The organism is Streptomyces hygroscopicus, from assembly GCF_026168105.1.
GTDB lineage: Bacteria > Actinomycetota > Actinomycetes > Streptomycetales > Streptomycetaceae > Streptomyces > Streptomyces hygroscopicus_D.
Map to the genome: position 1 here is coordinate 1 of NZ_LBMW01000008.1, position 20,955 is coordinate 20,955.

General features: G+C 71.2%; 15 protein-coding genes. 8 read left to right on the top strand and 7 right to left on the bottom strand.

The window, feature by feature from the left end; translation table 11 throughout:
• On the bottom strand, positions 1–851 hold an 851-nt coding region (locus AAW14_RS10765; RefSeq protein WP_265562496.1), incomplete at its 3' end, for an SPFH domain-containing protein.
• Positions 852–1,012: 161 nt separating this feature from the next.
• Between AAW14_RS10765 and AAW14_RS10770 the strand changes: the two genes are divergently transcribed.
• The 3 genes from AAW14_RS10770 (at position 1,013) to AAW14_RS10780 (ending at position 5,005) form a co-directional block, all read left to right on the top strand.
• A complete protein-coding gene (locus tag AAW14_RS10770) occupies positions 1,013–2,242 on the top strand; it encodes an arginine deiminase (RefSeq protein ID WP_265562498.1) in 1,230 nt (409 codons plus the stop codon).
• Between the two features lie 151 nt (positions 2,243–2,393).
• Positions 2,394–3,401 (top strand): ornithine carbamoyltransferase, encoded by a 1,008-nt coding sequence (argF, locus tag AAW14_RS10775; protein WP_265562499.1) that lies wholly within the window; start codon positions 2,394–2,396, stop codon positions 3,399–3,401.
• 149 nt (positions 3,402–3,550) lie between these two features.
• The gene (locus AAW14_RS10780) at positions 3,551–5,005 is read left to right on the top strand and encodes an amino acid permease (protein ID WP_265562501.1); all 1,455 of its coding nucleotides are present in this window, start codon (positions 3,551–3,553) and stop codon (positions 5,003–5,005) included.
• Here the strand turns inward: AAW14_RS10780 and AAW14_RS10785 are convergent.
• On the bottom strand, positions 4,965–5,414 hold the full coding sequence (locus tag AAW14_RS10785; protein WP_265562503.1) for an ATP-binding protein: 450 nt from the start codon (positions 5,412–5,414) through the stop codon (positions 4,965–4,967). The two genes, AAW14_RS10780 and AAW14_RS10785, sit on opposite strands and share 41 nt — an antisense overlap.
• Positions 5,415–5,786: 372 nt before the next feature.
• Between AAW14_RS10785 and AAW14_RS10790 the strand changes: the two genes are divergently transcribed.
• Positions 5,787–6,614, top strand: a complete 828-nt coding sequence (locus AAW14_RS10790) for an enoyl-CoA hydratase family protein (protein ID WP_265562505.1) — start codon at positions 5,787–5,789, stop codon at positions 6,612–6,614.
• Positions 6,615–6,621: 7 nt separating this feature from the next.
• Positions 6,622–9,024 carry a bifunctional salicylyl-CoA 5-hydroxylase/oxidoreductase gene (locus AAW14_RS10795; protein ID WP_265562507.1) on the top strand — a complete coding sequence of 801 codons (2,403 nt, stop codon included), beginning with the start codon at positions 6,622–6,624 and terminating at the stop codon, positions 9,022–9,024.
• A 134-nt stretch (positions 9,025–9,158) separates the two neighbouring features.
• Here AAW14_RS10795 and AAW14_RS10800 read toward each other — a convergent pair whose 3' ends face one another.
• Together AAW14_RS10800 and AAW14_RS10805 are read right to left on the bottom strand one after the other, a co-directional pair.
• A complete protein-coding gene (locus AAW14_RS10800; RefSeq protein ID WP_265562509.1) occupies positions 9,159–9,971 on the bottom strand; it encodes a PaaX family transcriptional regulator C-terminal domain-containing protein in 813 nt (270 codons plus the stop codon).
• 15 nt (positions 9,972–9,986) lie between these two features.
• On the bottom strand, positions 9,987–11,711 hold the full coding sequence (locus AAW14_RS10805) for an AMP-binding protein (protein WP_265562511.1): 1,725 nt from the start codon (positions 11,709–11,711) through the stop codon (positions 9,987–9,989).
• A 135-nt stretch (positions 11,712–11,846) separates the two neighbouring features.
• On the opposite strand from AAW14_RS10805, the gene AAW14_RS10810 reads away from it, so the two are divergent.
• Both AAW14_RS10810 and AAW14_RS10815 read left to right on the top strand, forming a co-directional pair.
• A complete protein-coding gene (locus AAW14_RS10810; RefSeq protein ID WP_265562513.1) occupies positions 11,847–13,019 on the top strand; it encodes an acyl-CoA dehydrogenase family protein in 1,173 nt (390 codons plus the stop codon).
• A complete protein-coding gene (locus tag AAW14_RS10815) occupies positions 13,016–13,414 on the top strand; it encodes a RidA family protein (protein ID WP_265562515.1) in 399 nt (132 codons plus the stop codon). Before AAW14_RS10810 ends, AAW14_RS10815 begins: the two co-directional genes overlap by 4 nt.
• A gap of 97 nt (positions 13,415–13,511) precedes the next feature.
• Here the strand turns inward: AAW14_RS10815 and AAW14_RS10820 are convergent, their stop codons facing one another.
• From AAW14_RS10820 to AAW14_RS10830, 3 genes are all read right to left on the bottom strand, one after another.
• The gene (locus tag AAW14_RS10820) at positions 13,512–15,359 is read right to left on the bottom strand and encodes a serine/threonine-protein kinase (RefSeq protein ID WP_265562517.1); all 1,848 of its coding nucleotides are present in this window, start codon (positions 15,357–15,359) and stop codon (positions 13,512–13,514) included.
• A 208-nt stretch (positions 15,360–15,567) separates the two neighbouring features.
• Positions 15,568–17,097, bottom strand: coding sequence for a helix-turn-helix domain-containing protein (locus AAW14_RS10825; protein WP_265562519.1), 1,530 nt, complete (start codon positions 17,095–17,097; stop codon positions 15,568–15,570).
• A 207-nt stretch (positions 17,098–17,304) separates the two neighbouring features.
• The gene (locus tag AAW14_RS10830) at positions 17,305–17,685 is read right to left on the bottom strand and encodes a DUF2267 domain-containing protein (protein WP_265562521.1); all 381 of its coding nucleotides are present in this window, start codon (positions 17,683–17,685) and stop codon (positions 17,305–17,307) included.
• Positions 17,686–18,175: 490 nt separating this feature from the next.
• Here AAW14_RS10830 and acnA point away from each other — a divergent pair, with 490 nt between their 5' ends.
• The gene (acnA, locus tag AAW14_RS10835; protein WP_322741058.1) at positions 18,176–20,893 is read left to right on the top strand and encodes an aconitate hydratase AcnA; all 2,718 of its coding nucleotides are present in this window, start codon (positions 18,176–18,178) and stop codon (positions 20,891–20,893) included.
• The last annotated feature ends 62 nt before the right edge of the window (positions 20,894–20,955 follow it).

Genomic DNA, 20,955 nt, shown 5'->3' on the forward strand with positions numbered 1-20,955 from the left:
AGCGCCACGGCGCGCGCGGCCTCCGCCTCGGCCAGGCGCACCGAGCGCGTGGCCTCGGCCTCGGCCAGCCGGACCGCACGCGCCGCCTCCGCCTGGGCGCGCACGGCGTCGGCCGCCGCGTGCTCCTCCGCCTCGCGCCGTGCGTTCGTACCGCGCTGTTCGACCAACCGCTCCTCCCGGCGGGCGAGTTCGATCTGGCTGGCCAGCTCGTTCTCGGCGATGGCGCGCTCCCGCTCGACGGCCACGGCGCGGCGCTCGTACGTCGCCCGGTCCGCCTCTTGCTGGATCTGCTCGCGAGCCGGCGTCCGCAGTGCCCGCTCCACCTCGGGCTCGGGGCGCAGCGCCACCACCCGGACCGCGACCACCTCGATCCCCGTCGCGGGCAGCCGGGGCTCTGCAGCGAACCCGGCCGCAACCCGTTCCCGTACCGCCGCGACCCCGTCGACCAGGGCCGCCGACAGCGGGGTGCGGGCCAGGACATCCAGTGCGTGCTGCTGGGCCGTCTCCGTCAGCAGGGTGGAGAGCTGTTCCAGCGGCGCGCCGCGCCAGGCACCGGTGTCCGGGTCGATGGAGAAGTCCAGGCGCGCCGCGGCGGTTTCCGGGTCGCTGATGCGGTAGGTGACCGTCGCCTGCACGGCCACGTCCTGGAAGTCGGACGTACGGGCGTGGAACGTCATCGCCAGCTCCCGGTCGTCCACGGGGACTTCGGAGAGCGCCGCGGTCAGCGCCCGGTACCAGAAGCTGAGCCCCGGCCCGTCATGGACAAGCCTGCCCGAGTGGTGGTGGCGGATGTGCGCGGTCGGTGCCCCGCGCAGGTGGCGCCGGCCGAAGCGGCGCGTGATGTCGGCCATGGTGTGCCGTCCCCCTCGTGCATGAGCCCCAGGGCCCGTCCCGTTTCTCGTCAGTCAGACGATATGGGGAACCCTCGCTTATCGTCAAGAAGACGAAATCAAACGGTCCGGTTCCCGGCGAACGACGGGTGAACGCGTGCCCGAATGGTCAGGATGGAGGCATGGGATTCCACGTCGACTCCGAGGCCGGGCGGCTGCGCCGCGTCATCCTGCACCGGCCGGATCTCGAGCTCAAACGGCTCACCCCCAGCAACAAGGACGCGCTCCTCTTCGACGATGTGCTGTGGGTGCGCCGGGCGCGCGCGGAGCACGACGGGTTCGCCGACGTACTGCGCGACCGCGGGGTCCTCGTCCATTTCTTCGGCGAACTGCTCACCGAGACCCTGGAGATCCCGGCGGCGAGATCGCTCGTCCTGGACCGGGTCTTCGACGAGAAGGAGTACGGGCCGCTCGCCACCGACCATCTCCGCGCCGCATTCGAGACCATGCCCTCCGGCGAGCTCGCCGAGGCTCTCGTCGGCGGCATGACCAAGCGGGAGTTCCTGGATGCCCATCCGGAGCCGATCTCGGTGCGGTTCCATGTGATGGACCTCGACGACTTCCTCCTGCGCCCCCTCCCCAACCACCTCTTCACCCGCGACACATCCGCCTGGATCTACGACGGCGTCTCCATCAACGCCATGCGCTGGCCCGCGCGCCAGCGGGAGACCGTCCACTTCGAGGCGATCTACCGGCACCACCCGCTGTTCCGTGACGAGATGTTCCACGTCTGGTCCCAAGGGCAGACCGAGTACCCGTCCACCATGGAGGGCGGCGACGTGCTGGTCATCGGCAACGGCGCCGTGCTCATCGGCATGAGCGAGCGCACCACGCCCCAGGCCGTCGAGATGCTCGCGTACAAGCTCTTCGCCGCGGGGTCGGCCCGGACCATCGTCGCGCTCGACATGCCCAAGCGGCGCGCCCTCATGCATCTCGACACCGTGATGACCATGGTCGACGGCGACACCTTCACTCAGTACGCGGGCCTCGGCATGCTCCGCTCGTACACCATCGAGCCCGGCGCAGGGGAGAAGGAGCTCAAGGTCACCGATCATCCGCCGGAGCACATGCACCGGGCGATCGCCGCGGCGCTCGGTCTGAACGAGATCCGGGTGCTCACCCCCATGCAGGATGTGCACGCGGCTGAGCGGGAGCAATGGGACGACGGGTGCAATGTGCTCGCGGTCGAGCCGGGTGTCGTGATCGCTTATGAGAGGAATTCGACCACCAACACTCATTTGCGCAAGCAGGGAATCGAAGTGATTGAGATTCCGGGCAGCGAACTGGGGCGGGGGAGAGGCGGGCCTCGGTGTATGAGCTGTCCGGTGGAGAGGGATGCGGTTTCCGTGTGACGCGGTGAACGGGTGGTATGTGGTTGTTTGCACCGTTCTCTCGCGCCCCGTCGAGGCAGTAACACCCCTGCGCATAGAAATGTAAGGAGTCGTATAGACTTCCATTCGTCCCCCTGTTCGTACCCGTCCCCTCGCACTCTGGAGCGCCCCCATGGCGACAGTTCCGACCGCCCTCGCCGGACGCCACTTCCTCAAGGAGCTGGACTTCACCGCTGAGGAGTTCCGCGCTCTGATCGAGCTGGCGGCCGAGCTCAAGGCGGCCAAGAAGGCCGGGGCCGAGACACGCCGCCTGACGGGCAAGAACATCGCGCTGGTCTTCGAGAAGACCTCGACGCGCACGCGGTGCGCCTTCGAGGTCGCGGCCGCCGACCAGGGCGCGCACACGACGTATCTGGACCCGGTCGGCTCACAGATCGGGCACAAGGAGTCCGTCAAGGACACCGCCCGGGTGCTCGGCCGGATGTTCGACGCCATTGAGTACCGCGGGCACGGCCAGGGCGTCGTCGAGGAGCTGGCCGCGCACGCCGGGGTCCCCGTCTACAACGGCCTCACCGACGAGTGGCACCCCACCCAGATGCTCGCCGATGTGCTCACCATGACCGAGCACAGCGACAAGCCGCTGACCGACATCGCCTACGCCTACCTCGGCGACGCCCGCTACAACATGGGCAACTCCTATCTCGTCACCGGCGCCCTGCTCGGCATGGACGTCCGGATCGTCGCGCCCCGGCTGCTGTGGCCCGACGACACGATCGTCGAGGTGGCCCGGCAGCTCGCCCACGCCTCCGGCGCCCGGCTCACCCTCACCGACGACGTGAAGGAGGGCGTGCGCGGCGCCGATTTCGTCGCCACCGACGTCTGGGTGTCGATGGGTGAGCCCAAGGAGGTCTGGGACGAGCGCATAGCGCTGCTCGGCCCGTACGCCGTGACCATGGACGTGCTGCGCGCCACCGGCAACGACGACGTGAAGTTCCTGCACTGCCTGCCGGCCTTCCACGACCTCGGCACCGACGTGGGCCGCGAGATCCACGAGCGCCACGGGCTGTCCGAGCTGGAGGTCACCGACGAGGTGTTCGAGTCCCGGCACTCCGTCGTCTTCGACGAGGCGGAGAACCGGATGCACACCATCAAGGCGGTACTGGTCGCCACTCTCGCCTGACCTGACGTGCCCGCTGCCGCAGCGGGCACCTGGAAATGTTCCCGTACGATCCTCGACGGACCCGGAGCCACCCCTTCCACGGACCGTCGCGCGACCTCCCCGGGGGACCCCCCTGGTCGCGTCCGCACCACCGAAAGAGCACCACCCGTATGCCTGGCAGTTCCGCCAACCCCTTCCGCATCAAGTCCCCCCAGCTGCTCGTCGCCGAAGCCGGCGCCGATCTCGCAGGTCACGGCCTCAAGCGCCATATGGGCCTGTTCCAGCTCGTCTGCTTCGGCGTCGGCGCGATCGTCGGCACCGGCATCTTCGTCGGCCTCTCCGACTCGGTCGCCCAGGCCGGGCCCGCCGTCGTCGTCTCCTTTGTGCTCGCCGCGCTGACCTGTGTCTTCACGGCGTTCGCGTTCGCCGAGCTGGGCGGCGCGATCCCGGTCTCCGGGTCCTCCTACTCCTTCGCCTACGCGGGGCTCGGCGAGGGCACGGCATTCCTCGTCGGCTGGTGTCTGCTGCTGGAGTACGGAGTCTCCGTGTCGGCCGTCGCCGTCGGCTGGAGCCAGTACGTCAACGAGCTGCTCGTCAGCCTCACCGGATGGCAGCTGCCCGCATCGCTCTGCGCCGGTCCGGGCGACGGCGGGGTGATCAACCTCCCGGCCGTGATCGTCATCGCCCTGGCCTCGGTCCTCCTGGTGCGCGGCGTTCGGGAGAGCGCCCGGGCCACTGCCGCCATGGCCGTGCTCAAGCTCGGCATCCTTGTCGCCTTCTGCGCCATCGGGTTCACCGCCTTCAAGCACGGCAACCTGACCCCGTTCGCCCCGGCCGGCCTCGGCGGCATCGGCGCCGGCACCTCGGCCGCCTTCTTCTCGTACATCGGCTTCGACGCGATCACGACCGCGGGCGAGGAGGCCAAGAACCCCCGCCGGAACGTCCCGATCGCGATCCTCGTCTGCATCGGCCTGGTGACGGTGCTGTACTGCGGGGTCGCCCTCGCCGCGGTCGGCGCCATCGGCGGCCCCGGCGTCGGCGGCCGGCCCGCGGCGCTCTCGTACGTCGTCAACCAGGTCACCGGCTCCACGGTCGGCGGCGGCGTCATCGCCTTCGGCGCGGTCGTCGCCATCGCCTCGGTGGTGCTCGCGGTGATGTACGGCCAGACGCGCATCCTGATGTCGATGGCCCGCGACGGCCTCGTACCGCGCGTCTTCGAGAGGGTCTCACCGCGGACCTCGACGCCGGTCACCGGCACCCTGATCGTGGCGGTCGTCTTCGCGGTACCGGCGGCCTTCGCCTCGCTGGACGTGGTGGTCAACCTGTGCACCATCGGCACGCTGGCCACGATGGCCGTCGTCAATGTGGCGGTCATCACCCTGCGGCGCCGTGAACCCGGCCTGGCGCGCTCCTTCCGTGTGCCGCTCTACCCCGTGGTGCCGCTGCTCGGCGTCGGCTTCTGTCTGTACCTGATGTACGAGACGGGCTGGACGACCTGGGTGCAGTTCGCGGCGTTCCTGGCGGCCGGTTGCCTGGTGTACGCGTTCTACGGACGCCGGCGCTCCAGGCTGGTGACGGGACCCGTCACACGCGACGCCGCTGTCGCGGAACCACAGGCAGTCTGAACCACACCGCCTTGCCGGACGCCGTGGGGCGGTGGCCGCAGGACGAACTGAGGCTGCGGATCAGCAGCAGGCCCCGCCCGTGCTCCTGCCAGGGGTCCGGGGCCGCCATGACCGGGCGGGTCAGACTGCGGGGCGGCGCCGGGTCGGGATCGTGCACCTCGACCTTGCAGCCCGTCGGCATCAGCTCGACGACCAGCTCTATCGGCCCGTTGCCCGCGGCGTGCTCCACGGCGTTCGCGACCAGCTCCGCGGTCAGCAGCTCCGCGGTGTCGCTGTCGGCCGCGTGCTCCAGCTCCGCCAGCGCCGTACGGACCAGCGCGCGGGCGACGGGCACCGCGGCGGCCGTGTGCGGCAGCGCGATGCGCCAGGAGGCGGGTGCGGGGGGTTCGTGCAAGGCGGGTCCGTTCATGGCGCAGGCTGTCCTGCATTCAACAAGAGGCATCGTACGGCGCTCCTCGGCAGGGACCTTCGGCGGGTTTCGTCCCGGGAGCCCCCTTGCCCCCGGTACGGGGCGGAGTACCCGTGATGACGGCCCGCCTCGCACGGCAGTGCCCCTCGTTACCGGTCTGTCGACGACGTGTGACGTGACGCCGGGCGGCTGTCACATGGCGCCCGGCGTGCGCCGTGTTCATGCGCCCGCGTACGTCTCATGGGGCGCCCATGAACCCGTCTCGCGGCCACGCTTCTATCGCGCACTCATGACGACAGTCACAGACAAGTGATAACTTCGTCGGACGGCCGTAATGCAGACAGCCGCCCCCGTCCGAGGAGGCCGCACGTCATGAGTCCCTTCACCGGCTCCGCTGCCCGCACCTCCGACTGGCAGCATCTGAGGTGCTCCCATTCCGACGGGGTCGCCACAGTCACCCTGGCCCGCCCCGAGAAACTGAACGCGCTCACCTTCGGTGCCTACGCCGACCTGCGCGACCTGCTCGCCGAGCTGTCCCGGGAGCGGTCCGTCCGGGCCCTCGTGCTGGCCGGCGAGGGCCGCGGATTCTGCTCGGGCGGCGACGTGGACGAGATCATCGGCGCCACGCTGTCCATGGACACCGCCCGGCTGCTCGACTTCAACCGCATGACCGGGCAGGTCGTACGCGCCCTACGGGAGTGCCCGTTCCCGGTGATCGCGGCGGTCCACGGGGTGGCGGCGGGCGCGGGCGCGGTGCTCGCGCTCGCCGCCGACTTCCGGGTGGCGGATCCCTCCGCCCGCTTCGCGTTCCTCTTCACCAAGGTGGGGCTCTCCGGCGGTGACATGGGCGCCGCCTATCTGCTCCCGAGGGTCGTCGGGCTCGGGCACGCCACCCGGCTGCTCATGCTCGGCGAGCCGGTGCGGGCGCCCGAGGCCGAGCGCATCGGTCTGATCAGCGAACTGACCGAGGAAGGCCGCGCGGACGAGGCCGCCCAGGCGCTGGCCCGCCGACTCGCCGACGGCCCGGCGCTCGCCCTCGCCCAGACGAAGGCGCTGCTCACCGCCGAACTGGACATGCCGCTCGCCGCGTCCGTCGAACTGGACGCCTCGACACAGGCGCTGCTGATGAACGGCGAGGACTACGCCGAGTTCCACGCCGCCTTCACGGAGAAGCGGCCGCCGAAGTGGCGGGGGAGGTGAGGCGGCCATGGCACGAGCCCACAAGGAATCGTCCCCGCGGAACCAGCGTCCGGGACGGGCGGCGCAGGGTGGCCTGACGGGGCCCGCGGCGGCGCGTGAAGCTTCGGCCCGGCCGGCGCCGCCGGGGGCGGCCCACTCACCCCTGCGCGTCGCCGTCGTCGGCGGCGGTCCCGGCGGGTTGTACGCCGCAGCCCTCCTCAAGCGCCTGGATCCGTCCCGCCGGATCACCGTCTGGGAGCGCAACGCCCCCGACGACACCTTCGGCTTCGGTGTCGTCCTGTCCGACGAGACCCTCGGCGGCATCGAGCACGCCGACCCCGTCGTCTACACCGCGCTGCAGGACGAGTTCGTGCGCTGGGACGACATCGACATCGTGCACCGGGGCGTGCGGCACACCTCCGGCGGTCACGGCTTCGCCGCGCTCGGCCGGCGCCGGCTCCTGGAGATCCTGCACGAGCGTTGCCGCTCACTCGGTGTCGACCTGCGCTTCCGGGCCGAGGCCCCGCCCCCGGACCGGCTCTCGGCGGCGTACGACCTGGTCATCGCCGCGGACGGAGTGCACAGCGGCACGCGCGAGGCCTATGCCGAGGCATTCCGGCCCTCGATCGAGGAGCACCGCTGCCGTTATATCTGGCTCGCCGCCGACTTCGCCTTCGACGCCTTCCGCTTCGAGATCGCCGAGACCGAGCACGGTGTGATGCAGCTCCACGGCTACCCCTATGATGCCGACGCCTCCACGGTGATCGTGGAGATGCGCGAGGAGGTCTGGCGGGCCGCCGGTTTCCCGGAACTGGACACCGCCGAGACGATCGAGCGCTGCGCCAAGGTGTTCACGGACGCCCTCCGCGGCCGGTCGCTGCGCTCCAACAACTCGGCCTGGACCACCTTCCGCACCGTCGTCAACGAGCACTGGTCCCACGGCAACCTGGTTCTCCTCGGCGACGCCGCCCACACCGCCCACTTCTCGATCGGCTCCGGCACGAAGCTGGCGGTCGAGGACGCGCTGGCGCTGGTCGCGTGCCTGGAGGAGCACGCCTCGCTGCCCGAGGCCCTGGCCGCCTACGAGGAGGAGCGGCGCCCGGTCGTCGCCTCCACCCAGCGCGCGGCCCGGGCCAGCCTGGAGTGGTTCGAGAACCTCGGACTCTATCTCGAGCAGCCAGCCCGGCAGTTCGCGTTCAACCTGCTCACCCGCAGCCGTCGGGTCACCCACGACAATCTGCGGCTGCGCGACGCGCACTTCACCGAGGCGGTGGAAGGGGAGTTCGGCTGCCCGCCCGGCACGCCCCCGATGTTCACCCCCTTCCGGCTGCGCGGTCTGACCCTGCGCAACCGGGTCGTGGTCTCGCCGATGGACATGTACTCGGCGGTGGACGGCGTCCCGGGCGACTTCCACCTCGTCCACCTCGGCGCACGGGCGCTCGGCGGAGCCGGCCTGCTCATGACCGAGATGGTGTGCGTGAGCGCCGAGGGCCGGATCACCCCGGGGTGCGCCGGGCTCTACACCGGGCGGCAGGAGCTGGCCTGGCGGCGGATCACCGACTTCGTGCACACCCGGGCACCGGGCACCGCGATCGGCGTGCAGCTCGGGCACAGCGGCCGCAAGGGCTCGACCAAGCTGATGTGGGAGGGCATGGACGAGCCGCTGGAGGAGGGCAACTGGCGGCTCGTGGCCGCGTCCCCGCTCCCGTACAAGCCCGGGAGCCAGACGCCCCGCGAGCTGACCCGCGCCCAACTCACCGATTTGCGCGAGCAGTTCACCTCCGCCGCCTGGCGTGCCGCCCGCAGCGGCTTCGATCTGCTCGAACTCCACTGCGCCCATGGCTATCTGCTCTCCGGTTTCCTCTCACCGCTCACCAACCGGCGGACGGACGCTTATGGCGGCACGCTCGCGAAGCGGCTCCGGTTCCCGCTGGAGGTTTTCGACGCCGTGCGGTCGGTGTGGCCCGAGGAGCGGCCCATGACCGTACGGATCTCCGCGACCGACTGGGCGGAGGGCGGGACCACGGCCGAGGAGGCCGTCGAGATCGCCCGTGCCTTCGCCGCTCACGGTGCCGACGCGATCGACGTGTCGACCGGGCAGGTGGTGGCCGAGGAGCGACCGGCGTACGGGCGCTCGTACCAGACGCCCTACGCCGACCGGATCCGCCACGAGACCGGCGTCCCGGTGATCGCGGTGGGCGCCATCTCGTCCTGGGACGACGTCAACTCCCTGATCCTCGCGGGGCGTGCGGACCTGTGCGCGCTGGCCCGGCCGCATCTGTACGATCCGCACTGGACGTTGCACGCGGCGGCCGAGCAGGGCTACAGCGGGCCGGGCGTGGTGTGGCCGGCGCCCTATCGGGCGGGCAGCAGGCGCCCGCAGACAGGCCGTACCGATGCCCCTAAACCCCGCCTGACGCTGGGTGGTTGAGCAATCCGCAGGTGCGGGTCACGCGTCGGCGGTGCGGGTCACGCGTCGGCGGTGCGGGTCACGCGTCGGCGGTGCGGGTCACGCGTCGGCGGTGCGGGTCACGCGTCGGCGGTGCGGGTCGCGCGTCGTGCGGGTCACACGCCCGCGAAGACCGCGCCCGCGTCCCGCAGCCGCTCGTGCAGCGCCCGGAAGACCTCGGCCGACCGGGCACCCGGCCAGTCCGCCGGCAGCAGTTCGGCCGGCAGTCCGGGGTCGGCGTAGGGCAGATGGCGCCAGGAGTCCAGGGCGAGCAGATAGTCGCGGTACGCCTCCTGCGGCGGGGTGTCCTCACGGGCCTGCCACTCCTGCAGCACGGGCGCGTGGCGGTCGAGGAACGTCTCGTGCTGCTTGGCGATCTCGGGCAGGTCCCACCAGCGGGCCACCGCCTGAACGGTCGGCGTGAAACCGAGGTGCTCGCCGCGGAAGAAGTCCACGTACGGGTCGAGCCGGAGCCGCTCCAGGGTGTGCCGGGTCTCCTCGTACAGGCGTGCGGGGGCGATCCACACCCCAGGGGCCGCGGTGCCGAAACCGAGGCCGGCGAGCCGGGAGCGCAGCAGATGCCGCTTCTGCCGCTCCGACTCCGGCACCGAGAACACCGCGAGCACCCAGCCCTCCTCCTTGGGGGGAGTAGTCGCGTACACGCGCCGGTCGCCGTCGTCGAGCAGCTGCCGGGCGTCGGGCGACAGCGCGTATCCGGCCGCGCCCGTGGCCGTGCGAGCCGGTACGAGCAGCCCGCGCCGTTTCAGCCGGGACACCGACGACCGTACCGAGGGCGCGTCCACACCGGCCGCGGCGAGCAGTCTGATCAGTTCGGCCACGGGCACGGGCCCTGGGACGAAGCGGCCGTAGGCGCCGTAGAACGTGACGATGAGGGACCTGGGAGCGTGCTGATCGGACACGTTGATCACTTTAGATCGTCCGCGTCACTCGCGATCGCCTTCAGCGGCCATGGAGTTGGCGTCGGAGGGATGCGTACGCAGCCGGAAGCGCTGGAGCTTGCCCGTCGCCGTGCGCGGCAGCGCGTCGAGGAAGACGAATTCGCGCGGGCACTTGTACGGCGCCAGTTCGGACAACAGGAAGGTGCGCAGCGCCTCAGGGTCGGGGCGCGCGTTCGCCCGCAGGACCGTGTACGCCACCACGATCTGCCCCCGCGTCTCGTCGGGCCGCCCGACGACCGCCGTCTCCACCACATCGGGGTGGCGCAGCAGGGCGTCCTCCACCTCGGGCCCGGCGATGTTGTACCCGGCCGAGACGATCATGTCGTCCGCGCGCGCGACATAGCGGAAATAGCCGTCGGGCTCGCGGACGTAGGTGTCGCCGGTGACGTTCCAGCCGTCCCGGACGTACTCCCGCTGCCGCGGGTCCGCGAGATAGCGGCAGCCGACCGGGCCGCGCACCGCGAGCAGTCCGGGTTCGCCGTCGGGCAGTGGCGTGCCGTTCGCGTCCTGTACCCGTGCGTGCCACCCCGGTACCGGAACTCCCGTGGTCCCCGGGCGGATCTGTTCGTCCGCGGCCGAGATGAAGATGTGCAGCAGCTCGGTGGCGCCGATGCCGTTGATCACGCGCACCCCGGTGCGCTCGTGCCAGGCCCGCCAGGTCGCGGCGGGCAGGTTCTCGCCGGCCGACACACAGCGCCGCAGCGAGGTGACGTCGTACCCGTCCAGCTGGTCGAGCATCGCGCGGTAGGCGGTCGGCGCCGTGAACAGCACGGAGACGCGGTGCTCGGCGATCGCCGGCAACAGCTGCCGAGGGCCCGCCTGTTCGAGCAGCAGGGCGCTGGCGCCGGCCCGCAGCGGGAAGACGACGAGCCCGCCGAGCCCGAAGGTGAAGCCGAGCGGGGGACTGCCCGCGAAGACGTCGTCCGGGCGCGGCCCGAGCACATGCTGGGAGAAGGTGTCCGCGATGGCGAGCACATCGCGGTGGAAGTGCATGCAGCCCTTCGGGCGGCCCGTGGTGCCCGAGGTGAAGGCGATCAGCGCCACGTCGTCGGCCGCCGTGTCCACGGGCGCGTACGGCTCCTCGGTCACCGGCAGCCGCAGCAGGTCGTCGGGGGCCTCGCCGCCGTAGGTGGTGATGCGCAGCCCGGGCACGTCCGCCTTCGCCAGGTCGTCGACCGCGCGGATGTCGCACAGGGCGTGGCCGACCCGGGCGATCTCGCACATCGTCCGCAGCTCGTGCGGACGCTGCTGGGCGAGCACGGTGACGGCGATCGCACCCGCCTTCAGCACCGCGAGCCAGCAGGCGGCCAGCCAGGGGGTGGTGGGGCCGCGCAGCAGAACACGGTTGCCGGGGACGACACCGAGGTGGGAGGTGAGCGCGTGCGCGATCCGGTCGACGCGGGCGCGGAGCTCTTCGTACGTCCACACGCCGCCGTCCGCCGTACGGAAGGCGGGGCGCCCGGGGGCGGCAGGGGCGAGCAGTTCGGCGGCGGCGTTCAGCCGTTCGGGGTAGCGCAGCTCGGGCAGATCGAAGGAGAGCCGCGGCCACTGCTTGCGGGGCGGGAGGCGGTCGCGGGCGAAGGTGTCGCGGTGCGCGGTGGGGGCGGGGCTCGCGCCGGCCGTGGCCGTGGCGGCCTCGGTTGCCGTTTCGGTCTCCGGGTCTGCGGCGGCCTCGGTGGCCGTGGCGCTTGTGGCGTCCGTAGGGTCCATGGCGGTTCGCCCCCTTGTCGTGGTGGGCTCGCGCAATGAGCGTATCGTGTTCGTGACGACAGTCAATGGTCCGCGATACGGTCGGACGGGTGGCCCACCCAGTCCCGTTACGCCGTCAGGGAGAGGGGACCGGCAATGACCGCATTCTCGCTCGATCCGGTACGGACCGCTTGGTGCGCGGAGCTGCGCGCGCTGGCCGAGCGGCAGCTGCGCCCGCTCGCGGACAAGGGGGAGCCCGGCAGTGTCAACCGGGCCCTTGTCGCCGAACTCGGCCGACTCGGTCTGCTCGAACGGCTGTTCACTTCCGGTGCGCTCGACCTGTGCCTGATGCGGGAGTCCCTGGCCCAGACCTGCACGGAGGCGGAGACGGCGCTGGCCCTCCAGGGACTCGGGGCGCACCCGGTGCACGCCCACGGCACGGAGGACCAGCGCGCCCGCTGGCTCCCCGGCGTTCGCGCCGGCACCGCGGTGGCCGCCTTCGCCCTGACCGAGCCGGACGCCGGTTCGGACGCGGGCGCCCTGGCCCTGCGCGCGAAGCCGGACGGCACGCCGGCCGTCGACGGCGCGTCACCCCTCGCCGAACGCGACGGTTGCGGAGGCTGGCGGCTCACCGGTGAGAAGTGCTGGATCTCCAACGCGCCGGGGGCCGACTTCTACACCGTCTTCGCGCGCACCACCCCGGGCACCGGCGCCCGCGGCGTGACCGCGTTCCTCGTGCCCGCCGACCGACCCGGCCTGACCGGCAGACCGCTCGACATGCTCTCGCCGCACCCCATCGGCGCCCTCACCTTCGACGCCGTGCCCGTGACCGCGGACGACCTCCTCGGCGAGCCCGACCGCGGCTTCCGGGTCGCCATGGGCACCCTCAACCTCTTCCGGCCCAGCGTCGGCGCCTTCGCGGTGGGCATGGCGCAGGCGGCCCTCGAGGCGACACTCGCCCACACCGCTGGGCGGGAGGCCTTCGGCGGCAGGCTCAAGGACCTCCAGGCCGTCTCCCACCAGGTCGCCGAGATGGCCCTGCGCACCGAGGCCGCCCGCCTCATGGTCTACGCGGCGGCGACGGCGTACGACGAGGGCGCCCCGGACGTCCCGCGGCGCGCCGCGATGGCGAAGCTCCTCGCCACCGAGACCGCGCAGTACGTGGTCGACGCGGCCGTCCAACTGCACGGCGCCCGCGCCCTGTGCCGCGGCCACCTTCTCGAACACCTCTACCGCGAAGTCCGCGCGCCCCGGATCTACGAAGGCGCGAGCGAGGTCCAACGCAGCATCATCGCCAAGGAGCTGTACGCCACCGTGGAGGCCCCGTGACCCTGGAGCGCATCAACCCGCCCGACCTCTCCCCGCCCGCCGGCTTCTCCCACGCCGTCGTCGCCACCGGCACCCGGCTGGTGTTCCTGGCGGGTCAGACCGCCCTCGACGCGGGCGGCAAGGTCGTCGGCGCCACCCTCTGCGAACAGTTCGAGCAGGCACTCACCAACCTGCTCACCGCCCTGCGAACCGCCGGCGGCACCCCTGCCGACCTGGTCCGTGTCACCGTCTACGCCACCGACGTCGCGGCCTACCGTACGAACGCCCCAGAACTCGGCCGTATCTGGCGGAAGCTGGCGGGCCGCGACTACCCCGCGATGGCGGTCGTGGGGGCTGTCCGCCTGTGGGACGAGGAGGCGCTCGTGGAACTGGACGGTTTCGCCGTGCTTCCGTAACCGCGCGCGGGGACGAGGACCGTCACGACCTCGCGCGTCCGGCTCGGCGGTGAGGCCGTCGAGCCGGGCGGGCCACGGGCCGAGGCACCGACGATGCCTAGTAGGCCGCGTTACGCCACACCTTCACGTCCAAGGTGACGGACGTCGTCCCGGACGAGCCCCGGTACGTCACCAGCCCGACGTGCCCAGTCCCGCTGATGACGCACATCTGCTCGCCCACGGTGAGGTCCCTGACCCAGACGTAACTCTTGTAACCGGTCGCCGCCTTGCACCCCTCCAGGCTCCCCTGCCGCCCCACGGGCAGCAGGGCGAGAGAGCTGCCGGAGGTGGTGCCGGGGGCGAGGACTGCCCCCGAGGAGTAGACGGCGTACGTCAGATCCTCGTCGGAGGTCCCGGTGTCCGCCTTGGACCGCACCGGGACGTCCGCCATATACAGGTCGTGGCTCGCCGTCATCCGGATCCCGGAGTACGTCACCGCCGTGGGGGCGTTCGACGCCGTCGGCCTGCCGGCCGCGGCGGTCGCGGGAACCGGCGTCCCGGTCCGGATGGGTGTCGCGGGCCCCGAAGGGCTTGGCGACAGCGCCGACTTGGCGGGCCGGGGCCTCTTCGAGGCCCCGGCCGACGGGGAACCGGATGCCGACGGCGACGCCGCCGCGGCCGAAGCCGACGGCGACGCGGCCACCTCCTGCGCCCGGCCGTCGCTCTTGCCGCCGTCCCCCGGGACGAGCAGCACAGCGGCGGTCGCGCCGGAGACGACGAGCACGACGGCGGCCGCCGACAGCATCCAGACCCGGGACCTGCGGACCTTGCCGCCGGCCGTCACCGAGGAGGTCTGCGCGGCGTCCGGCCCCTGTGGCTGCGGCCAGGGAGCCGGAGCGTACGCAGCCGGTGCGGCCCCGGGGCCCATGACGAACGGCCCGGGCGGTGCGGCCTGGGAGGACACAGTGGGGAAGTAGGCGGGCGCGGGGCCGAAGACACCGGTGTCGGCAGTGTCCGGAGAGGCCTCCGCCCGGGCCTGGTCGGCCCCGGCGGCCCGAGCCGCGATCCCCGCCGCCAACTCGCCCGGCAGCCAAGCCCCGGAGGTGAACCGCACATCGTCACCGCGATCCGCCTGGATCGTCTGAACGGACCGGATGACCTCCTCGACGGAAGGCCGTTCGGCGGCGGGCTTGCGCAGACACCGCACCACCAACTCCCTGATCTCCCCCGGAACACGGCTGAGGTCGGGCTCCTCGTGCACCACACGGTAGAGCACCGCGTGCGGGTCCCCGTCCCCGAAGGCGGCACCGCCCGTCGCCGCGAACACGGCGGTCTGCCCCAGCGCGAACACGTCGGCCGAGGCGGCGGCCTCGCCGCCGAGCACCTGTTCCGGTGCCATGTAGGCGACCGTGCCGAGGGCCGTACCGCTCTGCGTCACCGACGTGGCATCCGCAGCCCGCGCGACGCCGAAGTCGATGACGCGCGGCCCGTCGGCGGCGAGCAGCACATTCGACGGCTTGAGGTCCCGGTGCACGATGTCCTCGCGGTGCACCGCCTGGAGCGCCTCCGCGACACCGGCGATCAGCCGCAGCACGGTGTCGACGGGCAGCGGCCCGTGGTCGCGCACCGCATCGGCGAGGGACGGCCCCGGTACATAAGCGGTGGCGCACCACGGCACGGGTCTCTCGGTGTCGCTGTCCACGACCGGAGCCGTGTAGAGCCCGTGCACCCGGCTCGCCGCGGCCACCTCGGCCCGGAACCGCTTCCGGAACTCGGCGTTCTCGGCCAGCTCCGGCCGGATCACCTTGACCGCGACGGCCCGGCCGCCCGGAGTGTGCGAGAGATAGACCCGCCCCATGCCGCCGGAACCGAGCCGCGCCACCAGCCGATAGCCGCCCACGACCTGCGGATCACCGTCCACCAGCGGCTCAAAGCTTCCCGCGCCGGCCCCACCGTTGCTCAACACGCCCCACTCCACCCGAAGATCCGCTCTGGGGCCCCATTGCATCACGGGTCCCTCAGATCCCACCCGGCGGTTCGCCGCACGGGCCGCCCGACGACCGCGCAGACGCCGTCGCGTGCAGCGGCGACCCGGCCACCGGACCACGGGGCCGCCGCACCCCCTTCTGCTCCTCGGTCCTGCTGGTCAAGGTGAGTGCGGCGGCATACGCGGCTCAGATGTTGCGGAACGTCTCGATCTGCGCCCCCACCGAGTTGAGCCGCTCGGCCAGATCCTCGTAGCCGCGGTTGATGACGTACACGTTGCGCAGGACCGAGGTGCCCTCGGCCGCCATCATGGCCAGCAGCACGACCACGGCGGGCCGCAGCGCGGGCGGGCACATCATCTCGGCGGCACGCCAGCGGGTCGGCCCCTCGACCAGCACCCGGTGCGGGTCGAGCAACTGCAGACGGCCGCCGAGGCGGTTGAGGTCCGTCAGATAGATCGCCCGGTTGTCGTACACCCAGTCGTGAATCAGGGTCTTGCCCTGCGCGGAGGCCGCGATGGCCGCGAAGAACGGGACGTTGTCGATGTTCAGGCCCGGGAACGGCATCGGGTGGATCTTGTCGATCGGCGCCTCCAGTTTGGAGGGCCGCACGGTCAGGTCCACCAGCCGCGTACGGCCGTTGTCGGCGACGTACTCGGGCGTGCGGTCGTGATCGAGCCCCATCTCCTCCAGCACCGCGAGCTCGATCTCGAGGAACTCGATCGGCACCCGGCGCACCGTCAGTTCGGACTCGGTTACCACCGCGGCGGCCAGCAGGCTCATCGCCTCGACCGGGTCCTCGGAGGGCGAGTAGTCCACGTCGACATCGATGTTCGGCACGCCGTGCACGGTGAGCGTGGTGGTGCCGATGCCCTCGACCACGACGCCGAGCGCCTCCAGGAAGAAGCACAGGTCCTGGACCATGTAGTTGGAGGAGGCGTTGCGGATGACCGTGACACCGTCGTGGCGGGCGGCGGCGAGCAGCGCGTTCTCGGTGACGGTGTCCCCGCGCTCGGTCAGCACGATCGGCCGGCCGGGGGTGACGGAGCGGTCCACCACGGCGTGGTAGTGCCCCTCGGTGGCGGTGATGTCCAGCCCGAACCGGCGCAGCGCGATCATGTGCGGCTCGATGGTGCGTGTACCGAGGTCGCAGCCGCCCGCGTACGGGAGCCGGAAGCGGTCCATGCGGTGCAGCAGCGGACCGAGGAACATGATGATGGAGCGTGTACGGCGGGCGGCCTCGGCGTCGATGGCGTCCAGGTCGAGGTCCGCGGGCGGCACGATCTCCAGATCGACCCCGTCGCTGATCCACCGGGTCCGCACGCCGATCGACCCGAGCACCTCCAGCAGCCGGTACACCTCCTCGATGCGGGCGACCCGGCGCAGCACCGTCCGTCCCTTGTTCAGCAGCGAGGCGCACAGCAGGGCCACACAGGCGTTCTTGCTGGTCTTCACGTCGATGGCACCGGAGAGCCGGCGGCCGCCGACCACCCGCAGATGCATGGGACCCGCGTAGCCCAGGGAAACGATCTCGCTGTCCAGGGCTTCGCCGATGCGGGCGATCATCTCAAGACTGAGGTTTTGATTTCCGCGCTCGATGCGATTCACCGCGCTCTGACTGGTGCCGAGTGCCTCGGCAAGCTGCGCCTGAGTCCAGCCGCGATGCTGCCGGGCGTCACGGATGAGCCTGCCGATGCGTACGAGGTAGTCGTCTGACATGAGGTTGAGGCTATCTCAGATATGAGATGGCGCCTCCTGGGGGGTCCGTTCGGGTGAGATATCGTCAGTGAGGGCTGGGGCGGGTGCGCCGCCGCCCGAAGGGTCCGGGCAGATCCATCGACGTTGTGCCTCGGCCCCCGCCCACGACTCGGATACCCCCGCTCGGCGAACTGATGCCGGAGCGGCACGGGCCTCGGGTTTCGACGCTCAGCCGGCGGACCGGGCCGCCTTGGAGAAGTCGGCCCCGAGCTGCGACATCAGATGGCGAAACTCCGTCTCGATGATCGCGTCGCCGAGGACCGTCAGCACGGCGCGGACACCGCGGTCGGCCTCCTCCTCGTTGAGCATGTTGCGTTCGGCCACACGGCGAACCGTGTCTTCGTAGCCGAAGCGCTCGATGTGGGCCGTCGTTCCCCGCCGGACGGACTCCGCCAGACCTTCCGGGAGACCGTTCTTCAGGCCCCTGGCCTCGCCCGCGCTCAACCGGTGGGCGAGCGTCTCGAGCGTGGCCCGCGTGAGGTCCGCCGCCACCTGCCGCGTCAGGCCCGTGCGCTCGGACACCGCCAGGATGAATTCCTTTTCTTCCACGCGCCGACTCCTTTGCTGCCTTGCCGTCCGGAAGTGCTGCCTTGCCGTCCGGAAGGCCGCGGCCCTGCGACCAGCCTGCCACGCGACCGCGCCACCCGCGCGGGAACGCCGCCCGGGGCATGCGCGGCTGCGGCGGCGGGCCCTCGAGCCGGCCGACCGCGAGAGGATGCGCGAGCCGGCGGCGGGGCCGGGATGCGGAAGCCGGCGGCGGGGCCGGGACGCGGGAGCCGGCGGCGGGGCCGGGACGCGGAAGCCGGCGGCGGGGCCGGGTCCGGGCCGTCGACCTGCCGATTCGGGTCGCTCCCCGGCCCGGGCATGACCAGTCGGCCCCCATGTACTAGAGTTATCTCGACATCGAGATATCTGCCGGGGCGCCCCGCAGTCACCGCGTCGGTAAGCGTTATCTAACTTAGCCTTACCTTAGCGGATCGGCCGAGCCGTCGTGGCGGCAGGATGCGGTGGTACGCGCACATCAATGAAGGAGACTGTCGTGTCGGCGAACAGCTTCGACGCCCGCAGCACGCTGCAGGTGGGCGACGAGTCGTACGAGATCTTCCGGCTGGACAAGGTGGAGGGCTCGGCCCGCCTGCCGTACAGCCTCAAGGTCCTGCTGGAGAACCTGCTCCGCACCGAGGACGGCGCGAACATCACCGCCGACCATATCCGCGCCCTCGGCAACTGGGACTCCCAGGCCCAGCCGTCGCAGGAGATCCAGTTCACGCCGGCCCGCGTGATCATGCAGGACTTCACCGGCGTGCCCTGTGTCGTCGACCTCGCCACCATGCGCGAGGCCGTCAAGGAGCTCGGCGGCGACCCGGCCAAGATCAACCCGCTGGCCCCGGCCGAGCTGGTCATCGACCACTCCGTCATCGCCGACAAGTTCGGTACGAACGACGCCTTCAAGGTGAATGTCGAGCTGGAGTACGGCCGCAACAAGGAGCGCTACCAGTTCCTGCGCTGGGGCCAGACCGCCTTCGACGAGTTCAAGGTCGTTCCGCCGGGCACCGGCATCGTCCACCAGGTGAACATCGAGCACCTGGCCCGCACCGTCATGGTCCGTAACGGCCAGGCGTACCCCGACACCCTCGTCGGCACCGACTCGCACACCACCATGGTCAACGGCCTCGGCGTCCTCGGCTGGGGCGTCGGCGGCATCGAGGCCGAGGCCGCGATGCTCGGCCAGCCGGTCTCCATGCTCATCCCGCGCGTGGTCGGCTTCAAGCTCACCGGCGAGCTGCCCACCGGCACCACCGCCACCGACCTGGTGCTGACCATCACCGAGATGCTCCGCAAGCACGGCGTGGTCGGCAAGTTCGTCGAGTTCTACGGCGAGGGCGTCGCCGCCACCTCGCTGGCCAACCGCGCCACCATCGGCAACATGTCGCCGGAGTTCGGCTCGACCGCCGCGATCTTCCCGATCGACGACGAGACCCTCAACTACCTGCGCCTGACCGGCCGCAGCGACCAGCAGGTCGCCCTCGTCGAGGCGTACGCCAAGCAGCAGGGCCTCTGGCTGGACCCGAAGGCCGAGCCCGACTTCTCCGAGAAGCTCGAGCTGGACCTGTCCACGGTCGTTCCGTCGATCGCCGGCCCGAAGCGCCCGCAGGACCGCATCGTCCTCGCCAACGCCGCCGAGCAGTTCAAGCAGGACGTCCGCAACTACGTGGACAGCGTGGACGAGGCGGGTGTCGAGTCGTTCCCGGCCTCGGACGCCCCGGCCATCCACCCCAACGGCGCCCCGTCCAACCCGGTCCGGGTCACCGCCCCCGACGGCACGACCTACACCCTCGACCACGGGGCGGTGACGGTCGCCGCCATCACCTCCTGCACCAACACCTCGAACCCCTACGTGATGGTCGCCGCCGCGCTCGTCGCCAAGAAGGCCGTGGAGAAGGGCCTGACCCGCAAGCCGTGGGTCAAGACCACCCTCGCCCCGGGCTCGAAGGTCGTCACCGACTACTTCGACAAGGCGAACCTGACCCCGTACCTCGACAAGGTGGGCTTCAACCTCGTCGGCTACGGCTGCACCACCTGCATCGGCAACTCCGGCCCGCTGCCGGAGGAGGTCTCCAGGGCCGTCAACGACCACGACCTCGCGGTCACCTCGGTCCTCTCCGGCAACCGGAACTTCGAGGGCCGTATCAACCCCGACGTCAAGATGAACTACCTGGCTTCCCCGCCGCTGGTCGTCGCGTACGCCATCGCGGGCTCCATGAAGGTGGACATCACCCGAGACGCCCTGGGCACCGACCAGGACGGCAATCCGGTCTACCTGAGGGACATCTGGCCGACCGAGGCCGAGGTCAACGACGTCGTCGCCAACGCCATCGGCGAGGACATGTTCAACAAGTCCTACCAGGACGTCTTCGCGGGCGACGCCCAGTGGCAGTCCCTGCCGATCCCGACCGGCAACACCTTCGAGTGGGACCCGGAGTCGACGTACGTCCGCAAGCCCCCGTACTTCGAGGGCATGGAGATGGAGCCGGCCCCGGTCGGGGACATCACCGGCGCCCGCGTGCTGGCCAAGCTGGGCGACTCCGTCACCACCGACCACATCTCCCCGGCCGGCGCGATCAAGGCCGACACCCCGGCGGGCAAGTACCTCACGGAGCACGGCGTCCAGCGAGCCGACTTCAACTCCTACGGCTCCCGCCGAGGCAACCACGAAGTCATGATCCGCGGTACGTTCGCCAACATCCGTCTGCGCAACCAGATCGCGCCGGGCACCGAGGGCGGCTACACGCGCGACTTCACCCAGGACGGCGGGCCGGTCTCCTTCATCTACGACGCCTCCCGCAACTACATCGAGCAGGGCATCCCGCTGGTCGTCCTGGCCGGCAAGGAGTACGGCTCCGGCTCGTCCCGTGACTGGGCGGCCAAGGGCACCGCGCTGCTCGGCGTCAAGGCCGTCATCGCCGAGTCGTACGAGCGCATCCACCGCTCGAACCTCATCGGCATGGGCGTCCTGCCGCTCCAGTTCCCGGAGGGTGCCACGGCCGAGTCCCTCGGCCTGACCGGCGAGGAGACCTTCTCCATCTCCGGCGTCACCGAGCTCAACGAGGGCACCACGCCGCGCACGGTCAAGGTCACCACCGACACGGGTGTCGAGTTCGACGCGGTCGTCCGCATCGACACCCCCGGCGAGGCCGACTACTACCGCAACGGCGGCATCATGCAGTACGTGCTGCGCAACCTGATCCGCAAGTAGGCGGTTCGGTACGGCAGTTGAGGGCCGCACTCCCGGCGACGGGGGTGCGGCCCTCTCGTGTC

Coding starts and splice junctions, on each gene's coding strand:
- AAW14_RS10810 (WP_265562513.1), top strand. CDS start 11,847: ATGACCGCATTCTCGCTCGATCCGGTACGGACCGCTTGGTGCGCGGAG.
- argF (WP_265562499.1), top strand. CDS start 2,394: ATGGCGACAGTTCCGACCGCCCTCGCCGGACGCCACTTCCTCAAGGAG.
- AAW14_RS10805 (WP_265562511.1), bottom strand. CDS start 11,711: ATGGACCCTACGGACGCCACAAGCGCCACGGCCACCGAGGCCGCCGCA.
- AAW14_RS10795 (WP_265562507.1), top strand. CDS start 6,622: ATGGCACGAGCCCACAAGGAATCGTCCCCGCGGAACCAGCGTCCGGGA.
- AAW14_RS10770 (WP_265562498.1), top strand. CDS start 1,013: ATGGGATTCCACGTCGACTCCGAGGCCGGGCGGCTGCGCCGCGTCATC.
- AAW14_RS10785 (WP_265562503.1), bottom strand. CDS start 5,414: ATGAACGGACCCGCCTTGCACGAACCCCCCGCACCCGCCTCCTGGCGC.
- AAW14_RS10825 (WP_265562519.1), bottom strand. CDS start 17,097: ATGTCAGACGACTACCTCGTACGCATCGGCAGGCTCATCCGTGACGCC.
- AAW14_RS10780 (WP_265562501.1), top strand. CDS start 3,551: ATGCCTGGCAGTTCCGCCAACCCCTTCCGCATCAAGTCCCCCCAGCTG.
- AAW14_RS10790 (WP_265562505.1), top strand. CDS start 5,787: ATGAGTCCCTTCACCGGCTCCGCTGCCCGCACCTCCGACTGGCAGCAT.